Source organism: Plantactinospora solaniradicis (assembly GCF_042658085.1).
In the GTDB taxonomy this organism is placed as follows: Bacteria; Actinomycetota; Actinomycetes; order Mycobacteriales; family Micromonosporaceae; genus Plantactinospora; species Plantactinospora solaniradicis.
Map to the genome: position 1 here is coordinate 324,856 of NZ_JBHSPR010000032.1, position 22,213 is coordinate 347,068.

19 protein-coding genes are annotated in these 22,213 nt (G+C 72.2%); 12 read left to right on the forward strand and 7 right to left on the reverse strand.

Annotated elements, in window-relative coordinates:
• Positions 1-135: 135 nt before the first annotated feature.
• The 5 genes from ACFP2T_RS30205 to ACFP2T_RS30225 form a co-directional block, all read right to left on the reverse strand.
• Entirely contained in the window at positions 136-3,486 is a 3,351-nt protein-coding gene (locus ACFP2T_RS30205; RefSeq protein ID WP_377427612.1) for an error-prone DNA polymerase, read from the reverse strand.
• Between the two features lie 36 nt (positions 3,487-3,522).
• Complete coding sequence (locus ACFP2T_RS30210; protein ID WP_377427614.1) at positions 3,523-5,097, reverse strand: DNA polymerase Y family protein; 1,575 nt, start codon at positions 5,095-5,097, stop codon at positions 3,523-3,525.
• A 154-nt stretch (positions 5,098-5,251) separates the two neighbouring features.
• Positions 5,252-6,007 (reverse strand): hypothetical protein, encoded by a 756-nt coding sequence (locus tag ACFP2T_RS30215; RefSeq protein ID WP_377427617.1) that lies wholly within the window; start codon positions 6,005-6,007, stop codon positions 5,252-5,254.
• Positions 6,008-6,107: 100 nt separating this feature from the next.
• Positions 6,108-6,551, reverse strand: a complete 444-nt coding sequence (locus tag ACFP2T_RS30220; protein WP_196202200.1) for an SAV_6107 family HEPN domain-containing protein — start codon at positions 6,549-6,551, stop codon at positions 6,108-6,110.
• A gap of 457 nt (positions 6,552-7,008) precedes the next feature.
• The gene (locus ACFP2T_RS30225) at positions 7,009-8,271 is read right to left on the reverse strand and encodes a hypothetical protein (RefSeq protein WP_377427620.1); all 1,263 of its coding nucleotides are present in this window, start codon (positions 8,269-8,271) and stop codon (positions 7,009-7,011) included.
• Between the two features lie 289 nt (positions 8,272-8,560).
• On the opposite strand from ACFP2T_RS30225, the gene ACFP2T_RS30230 reads away from it, so the two are divergent.
• From ACFP2T_RS30230 to ACFP2T_RS30245, 4 genes are all read left to right on the forward strand, one after another.
• Positions 8,561-10,855 (forward strand): FdhF/YdeP family oxidoreductase, encoded by a 2,295-nt coding sequence (locus tag ACFP2T_RS30230; RefSeq protein WP_377427623.1) that lies wholly within the window; start codon positions 8,561-8,563, stop codon positions 10,853-10,855.
• Positions 10,852-11,052 (forward strand): hypothetical protein, encoded by a 201-nt coding sequence (locus ACFP2T_RS30235; protein WP_377427625.1) that lies wholly within the window; start codon positions 10,852-10,854, stop codon positions 11,050-11,052. The genes ACFP2T_RS30230 and ACFP2T_RS30235 overlap by 4 nt, the downstream gene beginning before the upstream one ends.
• Before the next feature lie 83 nt (positions 11,053-11,135).
• Positions 11,136-12,116, forward strand: a complete 981-nt coding sequence (locus tag ACFP2T_RS30240; RefSeq protein ID WP_377427628.1) for an EamA family transporter — start codon at positions 11,136-11,138, stop codon at positions 12,114-12,116.
• Between the two features lie 39 nt (positions 12,117-12,155).
• A complete protein-coding gene (locus ACFP2T_RS30245; RefSeq protein WP_377427631.1) occupies positions 12,156-12,602 on the forward strand; it encodes a hypothetical protein in 447 nt (148 codons plus the stop codon).
• 111 nt (positions 12,603-12,713) lie between these two features.
• On the opposite strand, the gene ACFP2T_RS30250 is transcribed toward ACFP2T_RS30245, so the two are convergent.
• A complete protein-coding gene (locus tag ACFP2T_RS30250) occupies positions 12,714-13,433 on the reverse strand; it encodes a phosphatase PAP2 family protein (RefSeq protein WP_377427632.1) in 720 nt (239 codons plus the stop codon).
• A 134-nt stretch (positions 13,434-13,567) separates the two neighbouring features.
• Between ACFP2T_RS30250 and ACFP2T_RS30255 the strand changes: the two genes are divergently transcribed.
• Positions 13,568-14,548 (forward strand): NAD(P)H-dependent flavin oxidoreductase, encoded by a 981-nt coding sequence (locus ACFP2T_RS30255; protein ID WP_377427635.1) that lies wholly within the window; start codon positions 13,568-13,570, stop codon positions 14,546-14,548.
• A gap of 95 nt (positions 14,549-14,643) precedes the next feature.
• On the opposite strand, the gene ACFP2T_RS30260 is transcribed toward ACFP2T_RS30255, so the two are convergent.
• The gene (locus tag ACFP2T_RS30260) at positions 14,644-15,396 is read right to left on the reverse strand and encodes a site-specific integrase (protein WP_377427638.1); all 753 of its coding nucleotides are present in this window, start codon (positions 15,394-15,396) and stop codon (positions 14,644-14,646) included.
• Positions 15,397-15,937: 541 nt separating this feature from the next.
• Here ACFP2T_RS30260 and ACFP2T_RS30265 point away from each other — a divergent pair.
• From ACFP2T_RS30265 to ACFP2T_RS30295, 7 genes are all read left to right on the forward strand, one after another.
• Complete coding sequence (locus ACFP2T_RS30265) at positions 15,938-16,372, forward strand: DUF1877 family protein (protein WP_377427641.1); 435 nt, start codon at positions 15,938-15,940, stop codon at positions 16,370-16,372.
• 309 nt (positions 16,373-16,681) lie between these two features.
• Positions 16,682-17,170, forward strand: coding sequence for a YbaK/EbsC family protein (locus ACFP2T_RS30270; protein ID WP_377427644.1), 489 nt, complete (start codon positions 16,682-16,684; stop codon positions 17,168-17,170).
• Positions 17,171-17,196: 26 nt separating this feature from the next.
• Positions 17,197-17,982: a monooxygenase gene (locus ACFP2T_RS30275; RefSeq protein ID WP_377428052.1), complete on the forward strand. Its 786-nt coding sequence runs from the start codon at positions 17,197-17,199 to the stop codon at positions 17,980-17,982.
• A complete protein-coding gene (locus tag ACFP2T_RS30280; RefSeq protein WP_377427646.1) occupies positions 17,979-18,530 on the forward strand; it encodes a GNAT family N-acetyltransferase in 552 nt (183 codons plus the stop codon). Before ACFP2T_RS30275 ends, ACFP2T_RS30280 begins: the two co-directional genes overlap by 4 nt.
• Positions 18,527-19,312: a carotenoid biosynthesis protein gene (locus tag ACFP2T_RS30285; protein ID WP_377427649.1), complete on the forward strand. Its 786-nt coding sequence runs from the start codon at positions 18,527-18,529 to the stop codon at positions 19,310-19,312. Before ACFP2T_RS30280 ends, ACFP2T_RS30285 begins: the two co-directional genes overlap by 4 nt.
• Positions 19,309-20,439 (forward strand): glycosyltransferase family 2 protein, encoded by a 1,131-nt coding sequence (locus tag ACFP2T_RS30290; protein WP_377427652.1) that lies wholly within the window; start codon positions 19,309-19,311, stop codon positions 20,437-20,439. Before ACFP2T_RS30285 ends, ACFP2T_RS30290 begins: the two co-directional genes overlap by 4 nt.
• 45 nt (positions 20,440-20,484) lie before the next feature.
• Complete coding sequence (locus tag ACFP2T_RS30295; RefSeq protein ID WP_377427655.1) at positions 20,485-21,984, forward strand: phytoene desaturase family protein; 1,500 nt, start codon at positions 20,485-20,487, stop codon at positions 21,982-21,984.
• Positions 21,985-22,213: the final 229 nt, after the last annotated feature.

The window sequence follows — 22,213 nt, forward strand, 5'->3', positions numbered from 1 at the left end:
ACGAGCCTAAGCCACCCGGCATCACCCGCAGCGCCGGCTGCCGCACCGCCGGCGGGGCCGCCGGCAGCGTTGGCCGGTTAAGAAGGGGCCCTTCTTCTACAGAAAACGATAAGAAGGGGCCCTTCCTTACATCTGTCAGCGGAAGTCGCGGGAGGCGGGGGTGACGGGTGGGGTGATGGCGTCGAGGCGGTCGGCGATCAGGTTGATCACGCCGTCGTGCTTCTCCAGGCGGCCGCGTACGAGTAGGGCGGTGCTGGTCCGGGCCACCTTGCGGTAGCGCTGCCAGAGGCCGGGCGAGCAGGTGACGTTGAGCATGCCGGTCTCGTCCTCCAGGTTGATGAAGGTGACTCCGCCGGCGGTGGCAGGACGTTGCCGGTGGGTGACGATGCCGCCGACCCGGATCCGGGTGCCGGGGTCGACTCGGGCCAGCCGGGCGATCGGGATCGCGCCAGCCGCGTCGAGCTGGGCCCGGACGAACTGCGCCGGATGGCTCTCCGGGGAGAGTCCGGTGGCCCAGACGTCCGCGACCAGCCGGTCGACGGCATCCATCCCGGGCAGGGTCGGGGCATCCGCTCCGACGATGGTGCCGGGCAACCGGTCCGGCTTGTCCTGCGCCGCCGCGCCGGCCGCCCAGAGCGCCGCCCGCCGGGTCAGCCCGAAGCAGGCGAAGGCGTCCGCGGTGGCCAGCGCCTCCAGGTGCCCGGCGGTCAGCCCGGCCCGGCGGGCCAGGTCCGCCATGTCCCGGTACGGCCCGTGCGCGGTCCGCTCCCGCTCGATCTTCTCCGCGAGGTCGTCGCCGAGGGTACGGACCCCGGACAGCCCGAGCCGGACCGCCGGACCGCCCAGCCCCCACCGGTGCGGTGGCTCACCCGGTGCGCTCCCCCACCGGGTTTCCGGGGTGGCCTCCAGGCTCGCCTTGGCACCGCTGGCGTTGATGTCCGGACGGCGTACCTCGACGCCGTGCCGGCGGGCGTCGTCGACCAGGGTCTGCGGCGAGTAGAACCCCATCGGCTGGGCGTTGAGCAGCGCGGCGAGGAATGGCGCTGGGTGGTAACGCTTGAGCCAGGAGCTGGCGTAGACCAGGTAGGCGAAGCTCATCGAATGGCTCTCCGGGAAGCCGAAGCTGGCGAAGGCGGAGAGCTTGAGATAGACGTCGTCGGCCAGCTCGCCGGTGATGCCCCGCTCGGCCATCCCCGCGTACAGCCGGTCGCGGATCTCGGCCATCCGCTCGGCGGACCGCTTGGACCCCATCGCCCGGCGCAGTTGGTCGGCACCGGACGCGTCGAAGCCGGCCAGGTCGATCGCGAGCTGCATCAACTGTTCCTGGAACAACGGCACCCCGAGGGTCTTCTCCAGCGCGTTGCGCATCAGCGGATGCGGATAGGTGACCTCCTCCAGCCCGTTGCGGCGCCGGATGTACGGATGCACCGAGCCGCCCTGGATCGGGCCGGGCCGGATCAGCGCCACCTCGACCACCAGGTCGTAGAACTCCCGGGGCTTGAGCCGGGGCAGCGTGGCCATCTGGGCTCGGCTCTCCACCTGGAACACCCCGACCGAGTCGGCCCGGCAGAGCATGTCGTACACCTCGGGGTCGTCCAGGGACATCGAACTCAGGTCGAGGGTCGACTCGATCATGTCGTACGCGTAGTGCAGCGCCGAGAGCATGCCGAGGCCGAGCAGGTCGAACTTGACCAGCCCGGCGCTGGCGCAGTCGTCCTTGTCCCACTGGAGCACGGTGCGGCCGGGCATCCGCCCCCACTCGACCGGGCACACCTCGATGACCGGCCGGTCGCAGATCACCATCCCGCCGGAGTGGATGCCGAGGTGCCGGGGAAACGTCTGCAACTCGTTGGCGTACGCGACGACGTGCTCGGGGATCCCCTCGACGTCGACCGCCGCCACGCTGCCCCACCGGTCGATCTGCTTGCTCCAGGCGTCCTGCTGGCCGGGCGAGAAGCCGAACGCCTTGGCGATGTCCCGCACCGCCGACCGTGGCCGGTACGAGATGACGTTGGCGACCTGGGCGGTGTGCTCCCGGCCGTACTTGGCGTAGACGTGCTGGATCACCTTTTCTCGCTGATCGGACTCGATGTCGACGTCGATGTCCGGCGGACCGTCGCGCTCGGGGGCGAGGAAGCGTTCGAAGAGCAGGTTGTGCCGGACCGCGTCCACGTTGGTGATCCAGAGCGCGTAGCAGACCGCCGAGTTCGCCGCCGAGCCCCGGCCCTGGCAGTAGATGTTGTTGTCCCGGCAGAACTTCACGATGTCGTAGACCACCAGGAAGTAGCCGGGAAATCCCAGCGCCTCGATCATCTTCAACTCGTGTTCGAGCTGCCGGTACGCGTCCGGATGCGCGGCGGGCGGGCCGTACCGCTGTAGCGCGCCGTCCATGGTCAGCTTGCGCAGCCAGCTCATCTCGGTGTGTCCGGGCGGCACCGGGTAGTCCGGCAGGTGCGGCGCGACCAGGTTCAGGTCGAAGGCCAGCTCGGCACCGAACTCGGCGGCCCGGGCCACCGCACCGGGATAGGCGGCGAACCGGGCGGCCATCTCGGCTCCGCCGCGCAGGTGGGCGGTGCCCGCCGCCGGCAGCCAGCCGTCGATCTCGTCCAGGCTGCGGCGGGCCCGTACCGCCGCCAGCGCGGTGGCCAGGCGGCGGCGGGACGGGGTGGCGTAGTGCACGTTGTTGGTGGCGACGGTGGGCAGCCGGGCGGCGGCGGCCAGTTCGGCGAGCGCGTCGTTGCGGTCGCCGTCGGTCGGGTCACCGTGGTCGGTCAGCTCCACCGCCACGGTCTCGGCGCCGAACAGTGCGGTCAGCCGGTCCAGTTCGCGGGCCGCCGCCTCGACCCCCTCGGTGAGCAGCGCCGCCGGCACCGGCCCCTTGCGGCATCCGGTGAGCACCAGCACGTGGTCCCTCAGGTCGGCGGCGACCTCCTCCAGTTCGCCGTAGACCGGGCGGCCCTTCTCCCCGCCGCGTAGTTGTGCGCGGGCGATGGTGCTGGCCAGCCGGGCGTACCCCTCCGGACCGTGGGCGAGCACCAGAAGGTGCCGGCCGAGCGGGTCCGGCTCGCCGTTCTGGGGTCCGGACAGGCCCAGCGACAGTTCGGCGCCGAAGATGGTGGGCAGCCGCAGTGCGCGGGCCGCCTCGGCGAACCGCACCACGCCGTAGAACCCGTCGTGGTCGGTCACCGCGAGCGCGGTCAGACCCAACCGGGCCGCCTCCTCGGCCAGTTCCTCGGGATGACTGGCCCCGTCGAGGAAGCTGAAGTTGGTGTGCGCGTGCAGTTCCGCGTACGGCACCGCGCCCTCGACCGGTGCCGCCGACGGTTCCGGCGGGGTGTAGCCGGGGCGCTTGCGGGTCCAGGCCGGGGAGTCCCCGCCGTCGGCGTCGACCGCGAGCGGGTCCACCACGCGCAGGTGCGGCCCACCCCGGCCGGAGAGCACGCGCTCCAGCTCCGACCAGGGCACGTCGGGATTGTTGAAGCTCACCGCCGCCGCCCCGCACCGTGGCCGCCCGGCCGTCGTCTAGTCATAGACGGCCTCCACCCACCACTGGCCGCCGGCCAGGGAGAGCAGCAGCGCCGTACCGTCGGCGAGGCACACCTGGAACCGGGCCCGGCGCCGGGCCTCGGCCGGAGCCCACCAGCGCTCGTCGACCGGCCACGGGCCGGACCAACTGACGATCTCCATCGCTCCCGCGCCACCGGCGTCCATCTCCAGCCGGGCCGGCGCGGCGCTGACCTCCAGCCGGGCGGTCACCCGGACCGGTTCCCCGGCGGCGTCGTGGACGACCGCCGGCAGCGGCACCGGCAGCACCAGGGCCGGAGCGGGCGACGGCAGCCGGCCCGGCCACGGCGGGACCAGTGGTCGGGCGGGCGTCCGCTCGTCACCCCAGGGCACCAGCCGGGCCTGGTCGGCCGGTGAGCGTCCACCGCCGAGCACCGCGGTCAGTACCGACTCGGGTCCGAGGATGCCCTGCACCCGGCTCAGCGCCCGGTGCGCCCGGTCCCGTTCCTGCCCCGTCTCGCCCCACAGCCCCGGCTGGAGGCCGACGTGCGCCAGCACCCCCTCGGGGACCAGGCGCAGCCGGATGATCCCGGCGGTCGGGCGGACCGGCCCGACCCGTCCCGAGCCGGGGCGGCGGCTGGTCCCGGTCAGCCAGCCGTCGAGCTGCCAGCGCACCCGGTCGGCGATCGCCGCGGCGGTCAGCAGGCCGTCGTGCCGCCAGACCCGCCGCAACTCCTGCCCGTGTGCGGTCACCGCCTCGATGCCCAACCGGGTGCAGGCCAGCGCGTGTCCGGCGAGCGTGTCGTGCAGCCGTTCGGCCAGCGTCCGGGCGGCGAACGCGGCGGCGTCGACCCGGTCGAGCGGGTCGTCGTCGTACGTCTCGGTCACCGCCAGGTCGGGCGGCGGGCGGCGGACCGCGAGCGGGCGGTGGTCACCGCCGGCGGCCAGCCGGTGGGCCAGCGTTCCGTCGAATCCGAACCGGGCCAGCACGTCCCCGGCGGGCAGCGCCGCGAAGTCGCCGAGGGTACGCAGACCGAGCCGGCGCAGCAGATCGGTCAACTGCGGTCGGCCCAGCGCCTCGACGGGCAGCCCGGCGAGGAATTCCGGGGTGCCACCGGCCGGGACGATCCGCCCGGACCGGGCCGCCAACCCGGCGGCGAAGACCCCATCGGCGATCCCGATCTGGCTCTCCACCTCGCAGGTCTCGGCGACCTGCTCGACGATCCGCTCGGCGGCCTGCTCCTCGCCGCCGAAGTACCGGGTCGGGCCGCGCGCGGCTACCGCACAGGCCCCCGCGCGGATCACCTCGACCCCGGCGACGACCTCCTCGACGGCGGCGACCACCGGCTCGAAGGCGCGTACGTCCCGACCGGGGTCGTGGTCAACGGTGGTCAACTGGGGGCACCGGCTCTGCGCCTCCCGTTTACGCAGCCCTCGGCGTACTCCCTCGGCGCGGGCGGACGCCGAGCAGGCGACCACCCGGTTGGCGTACAGCACCGCGACCGGAGTGGTCGCGGGCACCCCCTCGACGATGTCGGCCGCGATCACCGGCCAGTCGGGGCACCAGAGCAGCATGGTCCGCACCGGCGCCATACACACCTCCCTCGACCAGCAGTTATGCGATCTTAGAACGTGTGTTCGATTCTTGTTGGCTCGGCCCGGTCATCCGGCCGTCCGGGAGCTGCGAAACCGGCCCGGTGCTCACCTCCCGACCGGCCCGGTACCTACTTCCCGACCGGCCCGGTGCTTACTTCCCGACCAGGGTGAGGGAGGTCCGGCGCGCGGTGGACGACGTCTCCGTGGACGGCACCCTGGCCGACGCCGCCTCGGAGGGCACCGACGTCGTCGTCCGCGTCGACCGGTCGCCGGGCATCCAGACCCGGATCTCCTTGGGACGCGCCGCCGCGCCACGGCCACGGGCGGAGATCGTCACCTCGCGCCGCCGCAGCCGGCCCCGGCCCTGGCCCAGCCCCTCCCAGACGCCACGCATCACCCGCAGGGTCACGTCGGCACCCGCCCACTCGCCGTACGGGACGAGCACGCTGCCGCGCTGCCGCGCCCGGGCGGCCAGCCGGTTGACGACCGAGGCGGAGACCGTTCCGGGAACCGCGGCGACCACGACGTCGACCCCGTCGATCAGGGCGGCGACCACGGTGGCCCACTCCGGCCCGGGATGGGGAACGAGGGCGAGCCGATCCAGCTCGATGCCGAGGTCGGCGGCGGCGACCGCACCGAGGGTGGGCACCCCGACCACCGCGCACCACGATCCGGCCCGGGACGCCTCGGCGAGCAGTGCCAGCACCAGCGAGGTGCTGCCGTTGCGCGCCGGTTGATCGTTGCCGACCGCGACGGTGCTGCCCCGCCGCAGTCCACGGTTGGGCAGCAGCCCGGCCAGCTCCGGCAGGACCGGCAGCATCCGGTGCGCGCCCGCCTGGTCCGATCCGCTCGCCGGTCGGACCAGGTCCGCCAGGGCGGCGGAACCGACAACCATCCGCCCCGCCATCTCGATTCCCGCCCCCGTCGTTCCGTTGCCCCACCGGGCATCCCAGTCGGCGCGGCTGCGCCGATCAGGCAGGTGTTGCTGTAACGGACGGATCACCGCATCAGGCGGCGATCCCGTCGAGTGCGGGTTGATGGGCCACGCCGAGCGCCACCTCGATCACCGCGACGAACTGCTCGGCGGCGCGGAGCAGGTCGTCGGCCTCCCGGGGACTCACCACCCGAGGGATGCCCGCCTCGGCGGCGGCTCGCTTGTTCGCACCGGTGGCGAAGTAGTTGGCCCACTCTCCCAGCTCCGGGGCGACGACCACCAGCAGCGCCCAGACGCTGGTGACACGGTTCCGGCGGGTCGGCGCGGGTCGGGCCCGGGCGGCGAGCATCGCCGCCGCGGCGCGCAGGGCGGCCAGGTGTGCCGCGGCGTAGCGCAGGCCGTCGGGCCGGGTTTCGGCGGCTTCCGCCAGGCCCATCCGGGCGATCGTCAGTAGTTGGGCCGGGGTGCGGTGCGGCAGCACGTGCGACGGCACCGTCGGCGCCTGACTGGTCGGCATGGGACTGTCTCCTCCGCGTCACCCATTTACCGCGTCACCGCTGTCGGATCGGGCCGACGGTGACGCATCGAGTCGAGATGAAGCCCGCTGCGGAGGAAGACGCACCGGTGGGTCGCCGGCCGGATGTGGACGCTTCCCCACACCACACCCGGCCGGCTGAACCGGCGGGTTCGTCGCCCGCCACCCGGGGGTCGTGGGCGGCGAGCGACGATCCTGCCTGGTGGGCCCGGATCGCGAATCCGGATCCCGTGCGGTTCGCGAAACCGCATCCGGGGGTTACGCCGCGAACGCCGCCCCCGGCATCAGCCCGAGCGCCCGGCCCGGCGGGTCGACTCACATCGACCGTCGCCCAATCGAACACTCGTTCTAACTACTGGAGAGAGTACACCCCGCCCCCGACAAAAACGCAAGTAACCGCGGCCGGTCGCGCCGTGGGCGGATCGGGGCCGGATCGGGGTCAGCACCAGGTCAGCGTGGAGTTGTTCCGGGTGACGTTCCGGACCACGTTGTTGGCGCCGCCGCAGGGGCTCTGCCTGATGTTGGTGTTGGTCACCGTCAGGTTCTGGAAGGTGATGCCCGAGGAGATCGGGAACTCCGTCCGCGCCGCGATCCGGACCTCGCCGCCACCGGTCACCGTCCCCGACTGCCCGGCGATGGTGACGTTGTAGCAGTTCTCGATCAGGATCGAGTTGTTGCCGGTGTTCGAGATGGTCACCCGGTCGATCACCGCGCCACCGCTCTCCGAGACGCAGAAGATCCCGCGGCCACCACCCCGGGCGATCACGTTGCCGACCCGGATGTTCGTCGGGTAGCTGCTGCCCACCCGGCCGTTGCGGTTGGCCATCCGGAACGCCGCGTACCCGGTGCCGGCGCCGGCGTTGTCGGCGTCGACCGTACCGATGGTGGCGTTGATGGTGTCGTTGAGCAGCAGTCCGGACTCCCCGACGCTACGGGCGGTGACGGTGCCGACGGTCAGCCCGTCCACCCCGTACGTCTCCACGCCCTGGCTGCTGGTCCCCTGCACGTACACGTTGTCGATCCGGATGTTGCGGACCTTCACCGCCCGGTCGCCGCCGTGGTTGTCGATCCGCACCCCGAGGCCCCGGGACAGCCGCATGTCGATCTGCCCGAGCGTCAGGTTGTTCACGTTGCGCATGAAGATCCCGTACAGCGGTGCGCCGGTGAGGTTCAGGTGCTGCACCTCGATGTCGGTGGCGCCCCGGGCGTACACCGGCGCCTGGTCCCCGGACCCGGAGCCGGTCACGTTGATCGTGCCGCAGACGTCCAGGATCGTGTAGCTCGGCAGGGAGAGCCGGGATCCGGCACTCATCGAACCGGACCCCCGGACGACCACCCGCTGCTTCGAGGTACGTCCCGACGACAGGCTGTTCACGGCGGCCTGCATCGCGGAGCGCATGTCGCTGCCGGTGTACACCGTGCTGCCGCCGTTGCGGGCGGTCCAGGTGCTGCCGCTGAGCACCGCCTCGGCGTTGTACGAGCCACTGCCGCAGTCGGCGCTGACCTCGACCGTCTTTCCTCTGTGCCGCGAGGTGACCGCATCGGAGGCGCTGCTGTCGATGGCCGCCGCCGAGGCGAGCGGCAGGCCGACCGTCATGCCGGCGCCGACGAGGGCGGTCGCCGTGGCCACGACGAGGGCGGTACGCCAGCCGCGCCGGCGCGCTGCGCCGTCGGGTGGCGTCCAGTTGGTGGTGAGCGTCATCTTTCCTCCTGAGCTGGGAACGGTGGCAGGGAAAGCAGGGACGGAAAGGGCTTTCCCACCGTTTCGGCAACGTATCGAATCGTTTCAATTTAGTCAACGTCATCGATGGATTGGTGCTCCACCCGCCACCCGGCGACGCCAGAAGTTGATCACCTTGACCGTTTCATCGAGGGCTGGTGCGATAGCATGTGCCGCCGAGGCCGCCCATGATCAACACGGATCAACGGTGCCGGGGAGAAGGCGGGTGCGACATCCCGCCCGAGGCGGCCACAGGCGCGGGAGGTCCATCATGACCAACGAGCAACCCACCGACGGCCTGGCCGAGGAGCCGGTCACAGTCACCGCACCGAAGCAGTGGGCAGCCGGCATTCCCGGGGTACGCACGTCGATCGCGTACTCGTACGCCCAGATGGGTGCCCGACGATCGCTGCTGACCCTGCGCAAGCTCAACCAGAAGGACGGCTTCGACTGCCCCGGCTGCGCCTGGCCGGACGGCGAGCACCGCAAGATGGCCGAGTTCTGCGAGAACGGGGCGAAGGCGGTGGCCGAGGAGGCCACCCGGCGGCAGGTGACGCCGGCGTTCTTCGCCGAGCACCCGGTGACCGAACTCGCCGGGCACACCGACTACTGGCTCGGCCAGCAGGGCCGGCTCACCGAGCCGATGTACAAACCGGCCGGCGCCGAGCACTACGAGCCGATCGGCTGGACCGACGCGTACGAGGTGATCGCCGGGCACCTGCGCGGACTGGACTCGCCGAACGAGGCGGCCTTCTACACCTCCGGCCGGGCCAGCAACGAGGCCGCGTTCGTGTACCAGCTCTTCAGCCGCGCCCTCGGCACCAACAACCTGCCGGACTGCTCGAACATGTGCCACGAGTCCTCCGGCAGCGCGCTGTCCCAGACGATCGGCGCCGGCAAGGGCAGCGTGTCCCTGGCCGACCTGGGCAGGGCCGACCTGATCCTGGTGGTCGGGCAGAACCCCGGGACGAACCATCCCCGGATGCTCTCCGCGCTGGAGGAGGCCAAGGCCGGCGGCACCGCCATCGTCAGCATCAACCCGCTGCCGGAGGCGGGGCTGATGCGGTTCAAGAACCCGCAGAAACCGAGTGGCCTGATCGGCCGTGGCACGTCCCTGTCCGACCAGTACCTCCAACTCCGGATCAACGGCGACCTCGCCCTGTTCCAGGGGCTGAACCGGCTGCTGCTCGACGCCGAGGCCGAGGCGCCCGGCACCGTCCTGGACGCCGCGTTCATCGCCGAGCACACCGGCGGGTTCGACGAGTTCGCCGCCGACCTGCGGACGCTGTCCTGGGCCGACGTACTGGCCGCCACCGGCCTGCGGATGGAGGAGATCGAGCAACTGGCCGAACGGGTACGCGGCGCGCAGCGCATCATCGTCTGCTGGGCGATGGGCCTGACCCAGCACAAGAACTCCGTGGCCACCATCCGCGAGGTGGTGAACTTCCTGCTGCTGCGCGGCAACATGGGCCGGCCCGGTGCCGGCGTGTGCCCGGTACGCGGCCACAGCAACGTGCAGGGCGACCGGACGATGGGCATCTGGGAGAAACCGCCGGCCGCGTTCCTCGACGCCCTGCGCGACGAGTTCGGCTTCGAGCCGCCCCGCGAGCACGGCTACGACGTGGTGAACACCATCCGGGCGATGCGGGACGGCCGGATCAAGGTCTTCATGGCCCTGGGCGGCAACTTCGTCGCGGCGACCCCGGACACCGAGGCCACCATCGAGGCGGTACGCCGCTGCGCACTGACGGTGCAGGTGTCGACGAAACTCAACCGCTCGCACGCGGTGACCGGCGAGGCCGCGCTGATCCTGCCGACGCTGGGCCGTACCGAGATCGACGAGCAGCCCGGCGGGCCGCAGTTCGTCACGGTCGAGGACTCGATGAGCGCGGTGCACGCGTCGACCGGGAACCTGCCGCCCGCCTCGCCCGAGTTGCGCAGCGAGGTCCGGATCGTCTGCGAGGTGGCCAGCGCCACCCTGGGCGACCGGGTCGCCGTGCCGTGGCAGGACTTCGCCGACGGCTACGACGCGATCCGGGAGCGGATCGAGCGGGTGGTGCCCGGCTGCCAGGACTACCGGGCCGGGGTGGCCCGGCCCGGCGGGTACGTGCTCGAACACGCGGTACGCGACAGCCGTACCTTCGCCACCGCGACCGGCAGGGCCAACTTCACGGTGAACGAACTGACCGTGCTGCGGGTCCCGCCGGGGCACCTGCTGTTGCAGACGCTCCGCTCGCACGACCAGTACAACACCACGATCTACGGCCTGGAGGACCGCTACCGGGGGATCCACGGCGGGCGCCGGGTGGTCTTCGTGTCGCCGGAGGATCTCGCCGACCTCGGCATCGCCGACGGCCAGTACGTCGACCTGGTCGGGGTCTGGGCGGACGGGGTGGACCGACGGGCCGCGCACTTCCGGGTGGTGTCCTACCCGACCGCGCGGGGCTGCGCCGCCGCCTACTATCCCGAGACCAACGTGCTGGTGCCGCTGGACAGCACCGCCGAGGTCAGCAACACACCGACGTCGAAGTCCGTGGTGATCCGGTTGGAGGCGAGCGACGCGTGAGCGACTCGAACGGGCAGTGGACGCTCACGGTGTACCGGGACGGCGTTCCCGAACCGGTCTCCTTCGCCACCGAGGACGACGCCCGGGACGCGGCCCGGCAACTGGAACGCGACGGCTGGGCGAACGGCATTCCGGACACGCTCACCTCACCCGCCGGGGAAACCGTCTGGCACCGCCCGCACGACGCCGCCGGCTGAGTTCCGCCCCCGGAATCTGTGACCTGTTTGGTAATGGCCGAAAGCCGTACAGCTCCTGACCTGGGGCCGGATACCCTTCCCCGGTGACGACTCGCAGGCCGGCCCTCGGCGTACTCATGGTGATCTTGTCGGCCGTTCTGTTCGCGGTCAACGGCACCGTCTCCAAGCTGGTCCTCCGGGCCGGCGTCGAGGCCGCGCAGCTCACCCTGATCCGGGCCGCGGGCGCGTTCGTCGGGCTGCTCGCGCTGAGCCTGCTGCTGCGCCCCGGAGCCCGCCGGCTCCGGATCACCCCGGGCCAACTGCCACTGCTGATCGGGTACGGCCTGACCGGGTTCTTCCTCGTCCCGATGCTCTACTTCGTCGCGATCTCCCGGATGCCGGTCGGGATCGCGCTGCTGTTCGAGTACACCGCTCCGCTGCTCGTCGCGCTCTGGGCCTGGTTCGGCGAGCACCAGCGGGTGCGCCCCCGGCTGTGGGGCGGGCTGGCCCTGAGCCTCGTCGGGCTGGCCTGCGTGGCCGAGGCGTGGGGGGACCTCAAACTGGACGGGTTCGGCGTGCTCGCCGGCCTCGGCGCCGCCGTACTGCTGGCCGGCTACTACGTGCTCGGCGCCCGGGGCGTACGGGAGCGCGACAGCCTCTCCCTGACCACCTGGGCGTTCGGCGCGTCGGCCGTGGCCGGGCTGCTCACCCGGGCGCTGACCGACGGCACCGGCGGCTGGGAGCCACTGCGCGAAAGCAGCGGCGGCGTACCGGTCCTGCTGCTCTGCGGGTACGTCGTCGTACTCGGCTCGATCGTGCCGTTCCTGCTGGTGGCCGGCGCGTTACGGCACCTGCCGGCCACCAGCGTCGGAATCCTCGGCATGGTCGAGCCCGTGGTCGCCGCCGCCGTCGCCTGGATCACGCTCGGCGCCGGCGAGGCCCTCAACGTCGCCCAGCTCGGCGGCGGACTGCTGGTGCTGGCCGGAGTCGCGCTCGCCGAGACGGCCCGGATCGCCGAACCAACGGTGACACCCGCCGTTCCCGCCTCCGCGCCCGCTTCCGACGTGGTGGCAGCACCACACTGACCCGCGCCGGCTGCGGAGTCCACGGCTTCACGGATCGTCTTGACAGCCGGCCTCGCGGCCAGAAAGCCGGCGACCGGCTACGGGCTGGGCGTCGGCTGGTGGCTGGGCCCGCTGACCCAGGTTGGGCGGGGGGACCGCTTCGACGCGTTCTTCTTCGACATGCAGGGCCTCGTTCCGGTCGGCTACACCCTCTTCGCGGTCGCGCTGGGCGTCTTCGCCGGCACCGTCTGGCCCAAGGTGCTGCCCGCGATGGCCGGCACCCTCGTCGGGTTCCTCGGCCTGCGCACCGCCCTGGCCATGCTGGCCAGACCCCGCTACCTGCCCGCCGAAACCCTCACCTTCCCGGTCATGGGGACTGCCGTCGCACCGAACGCGACGGCCGGCGACCGGTTCTGGCTGTTCCAGGGAATCGAGACCGGGATCTTCCTCGCCCTCGCCGCGCTCCTGCTCTACCTCGCCATCCGCCGCATCCGGCGTATCGCCTGACCCCGCCGGTGCCGCTGGTCGCCGGGCAATGGGGCCGGCGACCAGCGGCACATCGGCAGTACGGGCGGCGTCAGGCCCGCGGCACGGACAGCGGCCCCCGGACCGCCGGCGTCAGCGGCGGCCCGGGGTGGGTACGCCGTCGCCGGGTAGCCCGGCCGGAATCCGGGCACCGGTCCGAGGCAACGCCCCGGCCGGGCTCAGCACCAGCAGCAGCACGATGCTGGTCGACGCGCCGAGTAGCAACCCCGCGACCACGTCGTGCGGATAGTGCACCCCGGCCAACACCCGCAGCGCCGCCACGGCGACGGCGACCGGCACGGCCACCACCAGCCCGAGTCGCGGGACCAGCAGGACGAGGCCGGCGGCCAACGCACCGGCCACCGTCGAGTGGTTGCTCGGGAACGACCAGTCCCCGCCCGGCGGGCACGAGATCCAGGTGGTCACCTCACCGAACGCCCGACACGGGCGCTCCTGGTCGACGACGAGCTTCAGCGCCTCGCTGACCAGGTACGCCAGCACCGCAGCCGCGCTGACCAGCAGCGCACCCACCCAGATCGGGGTACGCCGCCGCCAGCCGGACCAGCCCACCCAGCAGACCAGCCCGATCAGCACCACCAGCCCACCGGTCGCGCCGTACTCGCCCAGTCCGTGCAGCCAGCCGGGCAGGTTCCCGGCGACCCCGACCACGTCCCGGTACGCCTCGGCGGACGGCCCGTCCGTCACCACCTGCGGCCCCGGATCACCCAGCCCGCCCGGAGCCAGCAGGACAACCACCACCGCGCCGAGCACGAGTACCGGAAGCGCCAGCAGGATTCGTCGCAACACCGTCATAGCGGTCCAACCTAACCACCACTCCACCCGCCGGCCCCATCCGAAGGTCATCTGGTCGTACGACCTTCGTCAGGTCGACCACCGCCCGTCGGCGTGGAACGCTGCGTTCGTGGTGGCCGGTGCGAGGGGGGACCATGCCATTGTCGACGGAGTTCACGAGATTGTTCGGGGTACGGCATCCGATTGCGCTGGCGCCGATGGGCGGGTCGGCCGGTGGCGCGCTGGCGGCGGCCGTCTCCCGCGCCGGCGGGCTCGGGATGCTGGGCGCCGCGAGCGGGGACCGGCAGTGGCTGGATCGCGAGTTGCCGATCGTCGTTTCGGGCACCGACCAGCCGTGGGGGGTCGGCTTCCTCACCTGGGCGATCGAGGCCGGGGCGGTCGAGCATGCGCTCGAATACGGCCCCAGCGCGGTGATGTTGTCCTTCGGTGACCCGACCCCGTTCCTGGAAGTCATCCGTCGGGCTGGGGCGGCCCTGATCATTCAGGTGACCGATCTGGAGGAGGCCCGGCAGGCCGTGGACCTGGGCGCCGACGTCATCGTGGCGCAGGGCACCGAAGCAGGTGGTCATGGCGCCCGGCGCGGGCGGTCGACGCTGCCGTTCGTGCCCGTCGTGGTGGATCTCGCGGGACCGGTGCCGGTCCTGGCCGCCGGTGGGATCGCCGACGGGCGCGGCATCGCCGCGGCCCTGGCCCTGGGCGCGGCCGGGGCCCTGGTCGGCACCCGCTTCCAGGCCACCACCGAGGCTCTGGTCGATCCCGCGATCACCAAGGCGATCGTCGAAGGGCGGGCGCAGGACACCGAGCGCAGCAGCGTGCTGGACATCGTCCGGGGCTCGCGATGGCCGTCGCGGTACCCCGCTCGTACCCTCCCCCACCCCCATCTCGACCGATGGCGCGGCCGGGAGGCCGAACTGGTCGGGGATGCTCAGGCCAGGCAGGACTACCAGGCCGACGTGGCACGGGGCGTCATCCCGCCACTACCGGTCTGGGCCGGGGAGGCCGTCGATCTCATCGCCGACGTACCCTCCGCGGCCGACCTGGTCACGACCCTGGTCACCCAGACCGTGGACGCCCTGACCAACGCCGGAAAGGCACTGACCTCCCGCCCGGACTGAGACGGGTGGACCGCAGCGGCGGAACCACTCGGGTCGGATGTCCGAGGCGACATCGGAGTGGAACCCGCCCCTGGACTGGCAGGATCGCGTGTTTCTTATGCGCGAGTTCGTGCGCGTGGATTTCGTGGTGGTAACGGTGCGTGGTTCCCGCTGGCGTAGTGGCTCCAGGTCGTGCCGGCGTTGACGGCCTGCCTGGCGGCGGTCGTGTGGTGGATGCCGAGGGCGTCGGCGATGACGGGGGCGGGGACCTGGGCGACGAGCTGGCGGAGCGCGGAGACGCGGGCCTGGTTGAGCGGGAAGCCGAGCTTGCGGAGGTTGCGGTGCAGTGTTTGGTAGGTGATGGGCTGGCCCGGGTGGCGTCCGGGGAACAGCCAGCCCTCGGCTGGTGCGGCGGCGGCGAGGTCGCGGAGCAGGCCGGCGATCGGTTCGGGGATGGGTGTGGGCGGTTCGCCGAACCGGATTGTCGGGGCGTCGCTGTTGAGGTCGAGGTCGTTGTTGTGGAGTCGGTGGATGCGGCTGATCGGCTGGCCGTAGAGCAACATGAGGCAGGCGGCGGCCCGTTCGCGTAGGGGTTGGGCCTGGTTGGTGAGGTAGTGCCGGAGCAGGGTGAGTCGCTGTTGTTGGGTGATGGCGGCGCCGATGGTGAACTTGACTGGCGTGAGTACCAGTTGGCGTGGCATGGCCGAGGTGTGGGTGGCCCAGGTGAAGAAGCCGCGGATGGGGTGGCGGTGGCCGGCGCCGGCCGTGACTGCCCAGGTGTCGAGGTCGGTTTGACTGACGGCGTCCGGGGTGATGTCGCGTGTGTGGAGCCAGTCGAGGAAGGCGTGCGCGGCGTTGAACTGGTTCACCGTGTAGGTCGTGGCGGTGGCGCGTAGCGGCCGGGCGGTGGCGTCGGCGCGCCGGCCTGCTGCTGCATTATCTTGAGTCCGTTCGCTGTCCGAGCCGCTGACCAGCGCGTTCGCGTCGCGGCGGTTAATCGTGACGTAGCGAGTGATGGCGTTGACAGTCCCTTCAACACGGGTGCGATCGTTACCGATTTGGAGTTGGTCACGCCGACTGTCGTCTGTCGGCCGACGCGATGCACTGCCAGCGTGTCAGGGCATCTCACGGCTTCTGCTGCCGGCGTGCCGGTTCTAGATGCAGAGTCGGATGCGCCGCCGACCAACAAGCGACGATTGGCATCGGTTGCTGAACGCGAGCGGTTGGAGTCGATGCAACCGCAGGGTCAACAACAGATGGTCGGCTACGGTCAGTGACGAGCCACCCAGCCGCATCATGTCCGGATCTGCCGCTGGGCGGACATGTTGCGCCCGCTCAAGCCGAGATCAGCGCGTCCGAGGGAGGCCCTATGATCGACACCAGTAGTTATGTCGAGCCGAGGGGGCAGAGATGGGCATAGTCCACATATTCGTTCGGGCAACCGAAGAGGAATTGACACGCGCAATCGCCGATCCGACGAACTTCGAAGGGACGTCAGGCCGTCCCCCGGATGAGATGGCGGACCTTGACAAGGCGTTGCCAGACATCCAGGAACTCCTCGTCGCAGCGGACATCAAGGTCGACCTAGAACTGGGCGGCGAAATGATCTTTCCCTACGGCAACGACACGGACTTCGTCATGGTCTGGAGCGTTGACGACGTCGCTGACACCGCCGAACAACTCCGCAACGTGCCGTTCGACCGGCTGGCCACCTTCGTTGACGACCCGGACCTCGTTGACGACCCGGACGAGCTCGACTACCTGAAGGAATACTACGAGGACATGGTCGGCTTCTTCGTTGCAGCGGCGGAGGCTCGCGCAGGCGCTTTCATGATCACGACTTAGCGTCACTGCACATCTCTCGCGATGAGCGCAGTGAGCGTACTCAAGAGAGCTACACCAGTTGCTGAACCAGCGCCTGACCGCACTCGACTTCGCTACACCAGCGGCATCGACCTCATCGACCCAGCGGCAGCGCGCGCCGTAGCCACCGGCGCTTCGCCGGCGTATGGGTGAATCCGCAACCTGAATCCGGACCCCGCAAGATCATCCGCAAGGTAAGTCCGGACTCCGCAAGGTTCGCGCGGACGCGACACCAACCAGCGCGTAATCGCATCTGATCGGACAGGCGGCGGTCGAGGCAAGATATATGCCATGCAGTCACATCCCAACGTGCAGGCGGTGCAGGACGCACTCGACAACGCGGGCGGACGGGACGGCTCCGGAGCGGCCAGCCGGATCCGGATCCTGCCCGAGGCGGTGCACACCGCCGCCGCGGCGGCCGAGGCCCTGGAGATCGAGGTGGGCCAGATCGCCAACTCACTGATCTTCAACGCGGACGGCGATCCCCTGCTGGTCCTCACCTCCGGCGCGCACCGGGTGGACACCGCCCGGGTCGCCACGGAACTCGGGCTGACCGCGCTCAAGCGGGCCACCCCGGAATTCGTCCGCGAGCACACCGGCCAACCGATCGGCGGAGTCGCCCCGCTCGGGCATCCGAAGCCGGTCCGTACCCTGGTCGACACCGCGCTCGCCGGCTACCCGGAGATCTGGGCGGCCGGCGGCGTCCCACAGGCCGTCTTTCCGACCACCTACGCCGAACTGCTCCGGATCACCGACGGCAGCCCCGCCGAGGTGGCGTGAGCCGGCCCGGCCGTCGCGCGAGCGCGATGCGCGGCGAGCCGGCCGCCGGGCCGGGCGACCCGACCCCGGTACGCCTGGTCACCCTGCACATCTGGCAGGTGCCCCGACGCGCCCTGCCCCGGGCACTGGCCCGGATGGCCGTCGACCCGCGCCGGTTACGGGCCACCCCCGGCGTCCGCTTCGGCAAGCTGCTCGGCACCGGCGACGGCGACGGGTTCGGGCCGACCGACGCCGACCTGACCCGGTGGGCCGCCCTGGTCGTCTGGGCCGACCCGGACCGGGCCGCCGGGTTCGACGACACGCCGGTCGGGCGCGGGTGGCGCCGGCTCGCCGTGGCCGACGCCCGGATCGACCTGTGTCCGCTCGCCAGCCGGGGCCGATGGTCCGGAGTCGAGCCGTTCGGCGACCCCCGACGTGGCACGCCTGACGGGCCGGTGCTCGCGCTCACCCGGGCCCGGTTACGGCCACACCGCGCCACCTCCTTCTGGCGGGCGGTGCCGCCGGTCGCCGCCGCGCTGCGGGACGCCCCTGGGCTGCTCGCCCGGTTCGGCATCGGCGAGGCGCCGCTCGGCTGGCAGGGCACGGTCAGCGTGTGGCGTGCCGCGACGTACCTGCGCGATTTCGCGTACCGTTCCTCCGAGCACCGCGCGGCGATCATTCGTACGTCGACCCGACGCTGGTACGCCGAAGAACTGTTCGCCCGGTTCGAGATACGTGATCTCGTCGGCGACCCGACGGTGCTCAACTGGGTCGGATCCGACGACGATCCGCAGTTCCGACGCTGGCCGAGAGACAGGAGCGGGCAAGCATGAGGTTGGTGCCGTGGCAGCCGGACGATCTTGCCCGGCGGCTCGACGACGTGGTGACGGTCTACGGGGAGGCGATGGGCTACCGGGCCGAACTGCTGGAGGCACGCCGCGGATACATCGCCACCCACGTACGCCGGCCCGGCTTCCGTGCGGTCGCCACCCTCAGCACCAACGGCCACCTGGTCGGCTTCGGCTACGGATACCTCTCCGCACCCGGACAGTGGTGGCACGACCAGGTGCACGGCGCGCTTCCCGAAGACGCCCGCAAGACCTGGTTCCCCGACTGCTTCGAGGTGGTCGAGTTGCACGTACGGCCCGCGACCCAGGGGCACGGGCTCGGCGCCCGCCAGCTCCGTGCCCTGCTCACCATGGCCAGCGGCCGCACCACCCTGCTGTCCACCCCGGAGGCGGACGAGCAGACCTCCCGGGCGTGGCGGCTCTACCGGCGGTTCGGGTTCGTGGACGTACTACGGGACTTCCGCTTTCCCGGCGACGAACGGGCCTTCGCCGTGCTCGGCCGGCAACTGCCGCTGCCCCCGCCGGAGCGATGACCTCCGGCCGCCTGCCCTGGCTGCTGCTCGGCGTACTGGTACTGGCCCAGATCGGGTATCCCCTCACCGACGGCGCCGCGCGGGCCCGGCTGACCGTCGCGACGGTCCTGCTCGGCTACCTGTTGTCGGTGACGCACGCCCTGCTCAGCCGGGGTGCCCGGACGGCCGCCGCGCTGGTGCTGGTCACCACGGGCGGCGGGCTGCTGGTCGAGGCGCTCGGCGTGGCCACCGGGATACCGTTCGGCGGTTACGCCTACTCCGGCGAACTGGGTCCGAAACTGGCCGGGGTGCCGCTGGTGATCCCGCTGGCCTGGACCTGGATGGCCTGGCCGGCGTGGCTCGCCGCGGTCCGGCTGACCCGACCGGGGCCGGCCCGGACCGCCCTGGCCGGGGTGGGGCTGGCCGGCTGGGATCTCTTCCTCGACCCGCAGATGGTCGCCGAGGGCTACTGGAGCTGGCAGGACCCCACTCCGGCGCTGCCGGGGGTGCCGGACGTACCGGTCAGCAACTACCTCGGTTGGCTGCTCTTCGCCGTACTGCTGATGGCCCTGCTGGGACCGGTCGCCGGGCGGGCCGTCGGTACGGCCGGCACCCGGGACGCACCGATGTACGCCCTCTACCTCTGGACCTACCTCGGCAGTGTCCTCGCGCACGCGGTCTTCCTCGGCCTGCCCGCGTCGGCCGCGTGGGGCGCCCTGGCCATGGCGGTCGTCGCCGGCCCGCTCGCCGTGACCCTGGCCCGGCGCCGACGGCACCGCCCCAACACCGCGGTACCGGCATGACCACCGCACTGGCCTGGGCGCTCGCCGTGGCCGTCGGCGTGCTGGCCGGGCACGCCGGGCTGAACGCCGCCCGCTGGCTGCGCCGGCCGCCCGGCACCGCGACGACCGACGAGCCGGTCGCGGTGCTGCTGCCGCTGCGCGACGAGGCGACCCGGGTCGGGCCGTGCCTGCGCGCGCTGCTGGCCCAGCGCGACGTTCCCCGGCTGGAGATCGTCGTACTCGACGACGGGTCGACCGACGGCACCGCCGAGGTGGTACGCGCGATCACCGCCGACGATTCCCGGGTACGGCTGATCGCCGGAAGCCCGCCGCCGCCGGGCTGGCTCGGCAAGCCGTACGCCTGCCAACAGCTCGCCGACCGGGTCGGGGCAGCCCCGAGCGTGCTGGTCTTCGTCGACGCCGACGTGCGGCTCGCCCCGTACGCGGTCGCCGCCGCCGTGGCGACGCTCCGGGACGCCTCGGCGGCGCTGCTCTCGCCGTACCCCCGGATCGTCGCCGGCTCGGTGGGTGAACGGCTGGTCCAGCCGCTGTTGCAGTGGCTCTGGCTGACCTTCCTGCCGCTGGCGGCGATGGAGCGCTCGCGCCGGCCGAGCCTGGCGGCGGCCGGCGGCCAGTTCCTGGTGGTGGACCGGGCCGGCTACCAGCGGGCCGGTGGGCACGCGGCGGTCCGGGACCGGGTGCTGGAGGACATCGAGCTGGCCCGGGCGGTGAAGCGGTCCGGCGGCCGGATCGGGCTGGCCGACGGGTCCCGGATCGCCAGTTGCCGGATGTACGAATCCTGGGCCGAGCTGCGGGATGGCTACGCCAAGTCGCTCTGGGCGGCATTCGGCCGCCCGGCCGGCGCGACCGCCGTCGTGGTCCTGCTACTCCTGCTGTACGCCCTGCCGCCGGTGCTCGCCGTCGGCGCGGCCCTGGCCGACGCGCCGGAGGTGGCCCTGCCGGCGCTGGCGGCCTACCTGCTCGGGGTCGCCGGCCGGCTGGTCAGCGCCCGTGCGACCGGCGGCCGGGGCTGGCCGGACGCATTGGCACATCCTGTGTCGGTCGTGCTCCTCGGCTGGCTCACCGCCCGGTCGTACCATCTCCGGAGGCGGGGACGGCTGTTCTGGCGGGGGCGCCCGGTGCGCTGACCGGCGCCGTCGGCCGGACCTCGACGACCGTGGGGAGGGACGGCAGTGAGTCGGGTGGTGGTCATCGGCGCCGGCGTGGGCGGGCTGGCCGCCGCGGCCCGGCTGGCGGCGCTCGGACACGAGGTCACCGTCTACGAACGGTCCGACGTGGTCGGTGGCAAGCTCGGCCGGTATCTCCGGGACACTCCGGTCGGAACGTTCCACTTCGACACCGGCCCGAGCCTGCTCACCCTGCCGCAGGTCTTCACCGAGCTGTTCGAGGCGACCGGCGCCAAGCTGGACGAATACCTCGATCTGGTGCCGCTCGACCCGGTCGTCCGGCACGTCTTTCCGCCGACCGAGCCGGCCGGGACGGCGGTCGTCCTCGACTCCTGCGCCGAACCGGCGGCCTTCGCGACCCGGATCGCCGACCGGTTCGGCGGCGAGGCCGCCGCCGACTGGCGACGGCTGTGGCACCGCGCCGAACGGGTCTGGAACGCCTCCTGGCGCGACATCCTGCGCAGCCCCGTCGACTCCCCGCTCGCGCTGGCGAAACTCTCCTGGCGGCTACCGGACCTGACCGCCATCGCCCCCGGCCGGACGCTCCGGGGCTTGGGGCGCCGGCACCTGCGCGAGCCCTGGCTGCGGACGATGCTGGACCGGTACGCCACCTACACCGGCGCCGATCCACGCCGGGCGCCGGCCGCGCTGGTCGCCATCCCGTACGCCGAGCTGGCGTTCGGGGCGTGGTACCCGCGCGGCGGGCTGGGTACCCTCGCCGACGCGCTGCTGTCCCGCTGCCTCGACCTGGGCGTGGTGGTGGTGACCGGCACGACGGTCACCGGCATCGACGCGGCCGGTGGCCGGGTGCACGGGGTACGGCTCGCCGGTGTCACCGCGCCGGTGCCGGCCGACGTGGTGGTGGCGAACGCCGACGCGCTGACCGTCTACCGGGACCTGCTGCCGACGCCGGGCCGGCTGACCCGGCTGACCGACCGGAGCCTGGCCGGCTTCGTCCTGCTGCTCGGGGTACGCGGCGACTCCGGTCTGGCGCACCACAACGTGTTCTTCCCGGCCGACTACGACGCCGAGTTCGACGCGGTCTTCGGCGACCCCGGGCGGGGCGTACCGGCCCGGCCGGTGCCCGACCCCACGGTGTTCGTCAGCGTGCCCGACGATCCACTGGTCCGGCCGGCCGGGCACGAGGCGTGGTTCGTGCTGGTCAACGCCCCCCGGCAGGCGCGAGCCCTGGACGGGGTGGACTGGCGGCGCCCGGGGCTGGCGGACGCCTACGCCGACCGGGTCCTCGACGTGCTGGCCGCCCGGGGTGTCGACGTACGGGACCGGTTGGTGTTCCGCGAGGTGCGTACGCCGGCCGACCTGGCCGGATCGGCGGCCGCCCCCGGCGGGGCGATCCACGGAACCGCCGGCGGACTGCTGCGTACGCCCAACCGGGGTCCGGTACCCGGACTGTTCCTGGTCGGCGGCTCCACCCACCCCGGCGGCGGTCTGCCGATGGTCGCCCTGTCGGCGCAGATCGTCGCGGGCCGGATCGGTCCGGCCTGACCGTCTCCCTTCGTTTCCCGGTCGGGTCACCCCTCCCCGTCTCCGGTCGGGTCACCTCTCGCCTCCGGACGGCTCACATCTCGTTTCCGGGCAGGTCCCGTCGACTCAACTCCATCTCGGTCGGCTCCCGCCTGGCCAGTTCCTTTCCGGGAACCCCGGTTCCGCCCGGTCCGGCCGGCTCGCCCCCGATCGGTCTCCGGCCCGACGACTCCTCCCCGACGGGGTGACC